Raw genomic sequence first — 2,646 nt, forward strand, 5'->3', positions numbered from 1 at the left:
GGGCGAACAGTCCAGTAGCGTGCCCTGCTCTTCAGTCAACGGTTCAGTCCGGAATCGATGATGTACCAGGACACCGGCCGTTAGTGGGCCCACCCTGGGCGGACCGACGGAAGCTGGACTGACGGAATCCGGGCCAGCGGAAGCTGCGCGGGCGGGAGCTGGCGGGCCAATTTCTCACGTGTTCTCGGTACCGCGCTGCCCACTGTCCGGCAGCACACGCTGCGGTACCGGTAGGGCAGCCTGCTATTGGTCCACCGACACCCCGAAGGTACCCATTGCAGCGCCCCAGGTGCAGCAGACCCAGCTCGATCTCGGCGATGACCTCGCCGTCGCCGTCGGCATGACCCTCGACCCTGCCGAGGAGGTCGCCGGCTACCTGCGAGGGCGTTCATCCCGGTCGACCGCATAGTCACCATCACGCTCCACGTGGGCTCCGGGGACAGGACCTACAGGTGGAGAGAGCCGGCGACCCGCGCTTGGCCGCCGCTGGCCGTGGTGGCGTCATGGCTGGTCGCACGCCGGGCAGCGGAGGGCTGGGTCCCTCGCCGGCGGTCTTGGGTGTCGTCTCGGCGGGCGCGCAGAACCGCGTCGTGGATCGTGATGTCGCGGCCGTCGTGGTCGGTGCCCGGCCGGGGCCGGGCTTCGGCGACGTCGATTGTCCAGCCGTCGCCGAGGGTGTCGGCGACCTCGGCGGCAGTCCAGCCCGCCTCCGCCAGCTCTGGCCGGGGGCCCGTGGTATGCAGGCCGGTGGGGTCGTGGCCGACGATCAGCAGCGTGCCGCCGGGTGCGACGGCGGCGGCGAGGTGGGCGAACAGTGCCTGCCGCGACGCTGGTGGCAGGTGCAGGTAGTGCGCGGTGACCAGGTCGTATGTTCCGGGCGCGGGCCGGGCGGCCAGGTCGGCGTGTATCCAGGTGATGCCGAGGCCGAGCCGGTCGGCGCGGGCGGCGGCCCGGCGCAGGGCCGTGGTCGACAGATCGATGCCGGTGACCTGCCAGCCGCGGGCGGCGAGCCAGCACGCGTCTGCGCCCTCGCCTGCCCCGGCGTCGAGCGCCGTGCCGGCTGGCAGGTCGGTGGCCTCCGCGACCAGCGCCGGGTTGGGGTTTCCGCTCCAGTGCTGTGGCCGGGACCGGTACCGGGCGTCCCATGCCTGCTCGCCGTAGGTCTGTTCGTACCGGTGGGACTCGACCGCCCGCCGGGTGTCCTCGGCGACGAGGTCGGCGTTGACGGCGGCCGCGGCGGCCAGTCCGGAGGCGGCGGAGGACAGGACCTGCGCCCGCACGTCGGCGACGTTGCCCGCGACCCACACCCCGGCCACGGCGGTCGCCCCTGTCGCGTCCGCCTCGATGCGGCTGCCGAGCACGTGCTCACCTAGCCGCACCTCGACTGGCCGCAGGCCGAGCGGGGCGAGTAGGTCCGCGCGGGCGGTGAAACGCGGCGCGACCGCCACAGCCCGGCACGGGACGAGCCGGCCGGAACGCAGCCGGACACCGGTGAGCCGGTCGCCGGTCACCTCCAGGCCGGCAACCTCGCCGTCCACGACACCGATCCCGCGGGCCGCGAGCTGTTCGGCCTGCTCGTCGCTGAGGGCGGGTGCAGTGTGGCGGAACAGGGTCACGCCCGCGCTCCACTGCCGGAACAGCAGGGCCTGGTGCACTGCCATCGGGCCGCTGGCCAGGACGCCGATCGCCTGGTCGCGAACCTCCCAGCCGTGACAGTACGGGCAGTGCACCACGTCGCGCCCCCACCGCTCGGCCACCCCGGGCACGGCGGGCAGCTCGTCGGTGAGGCCGGTGGTCACCAGCAGCCGCCGTGCCCGCACGGCCCGGCCGTCGGCGAGCGACACCCGGAAGCCACCGCCCCCGCCGAGATGCCGGGCGGAGGTGACGGTGCCGGCCACGACCTCGCCACCGTAGCCGGTCACCTCGGCGCGACCGGCGGCCAGCAGGTCACTCGGGGGCGTGCCCTCGCGGGCCAGGTAGTTGTGGACACCCCCGGCCGGGGCGTTCCGCGGGTCGCCGGCGTCGACCACCAGCACCGACCGACGTGCCCGCGCCAGGGTCAGGGCGCCGGCCAGCCCGGCCGGTCCGCCACCCACTACCACCACGTCGTACGCCTCGTTGTCGTACGCCTCGTTCACCATGCGCTCTCCTCGGCCTGTCCAGGCGGGGCGCCCTGCTCGTCGTCGCGACGACCGCCCCGCGCCGGACTGTCCGCGCACGCCACCCGTTCTGACAAGAAGCGTTGCCGAGATGGCAAACTGATGGTGTGATCGACGATGTGCCCGACCTCGACGGCGTCCTGGCGGCGGTGGGCCCGCGGCTACGCGCGCTGCGCCACCGGCGCGGGGTGACGCTGCCGCAGCTGTCCCAGACCACCGGGATCTCGGTCAGCACCTTGTCCCGCCTGGAGTCCGGCCAGCGCCGGCTCACCCTGGAACTGCTGCTGCCGCTGGCACGCGCCCACCAGGTGCCGCTGGACGAGCTGGTCGGCACGCCAACCGCCGACCCGCGCATCCACCCCCGCCCGATCGAACGCAACGGCATGACGCTCATCCCGCTCACCCGCCGACCCGGCGGGCTGCAGGCCTACAAAATGATCATCCCGGCGCACTGGCCCGCCCGCGAACCGCAACGGCAGGCCCACGA

At 73.8% G+C, this 2,646-nt stretch carries 2 protein-coding genes; one reads left to right on the forward strand and one right to left on the reverse strand.

What is annotated here, in order from left to right:
• Positions 1-446 precede the first annotated feature (446 nt).
• Positions 447-2,141, reverse strand: a complete 1,695-nt coding sequence (locus AC08OP_RS23850; protein ID WP_476616221.1) for an FAD-dependent oxidoreductase — start codon at positions 2,139-2,141, stop codon at positions 447-449.
• A gap of 125 nt (positions 2,142-2,266) precedes the next feature.
• Between AC08OP_RS23850 and AC08OP_RS23855 the strand changes: the two genes are divergently transcribed.
• A partial coding sequence (locus AC08OP_RS23855) for a helix-turn-helix domain-containing protein (protein WP_476616222.1) occupies positions 2,267-2,646 on the forward strand: 380 nt, incomplete at its 3' end.

Source organism: Frankia sp. CeRuru1, assembly GCF_977966315.1.

What these genes read in the sequence shown, in the direction of transcription:
- AC08OP_RS23850 (WP_476616221.1), bottom strand. Translation starts at nt 2,141, where the DNA reads ATGGTGAACGAGGCGTACGACAACGAGGCGTACGACGTGGTGGTAGTG.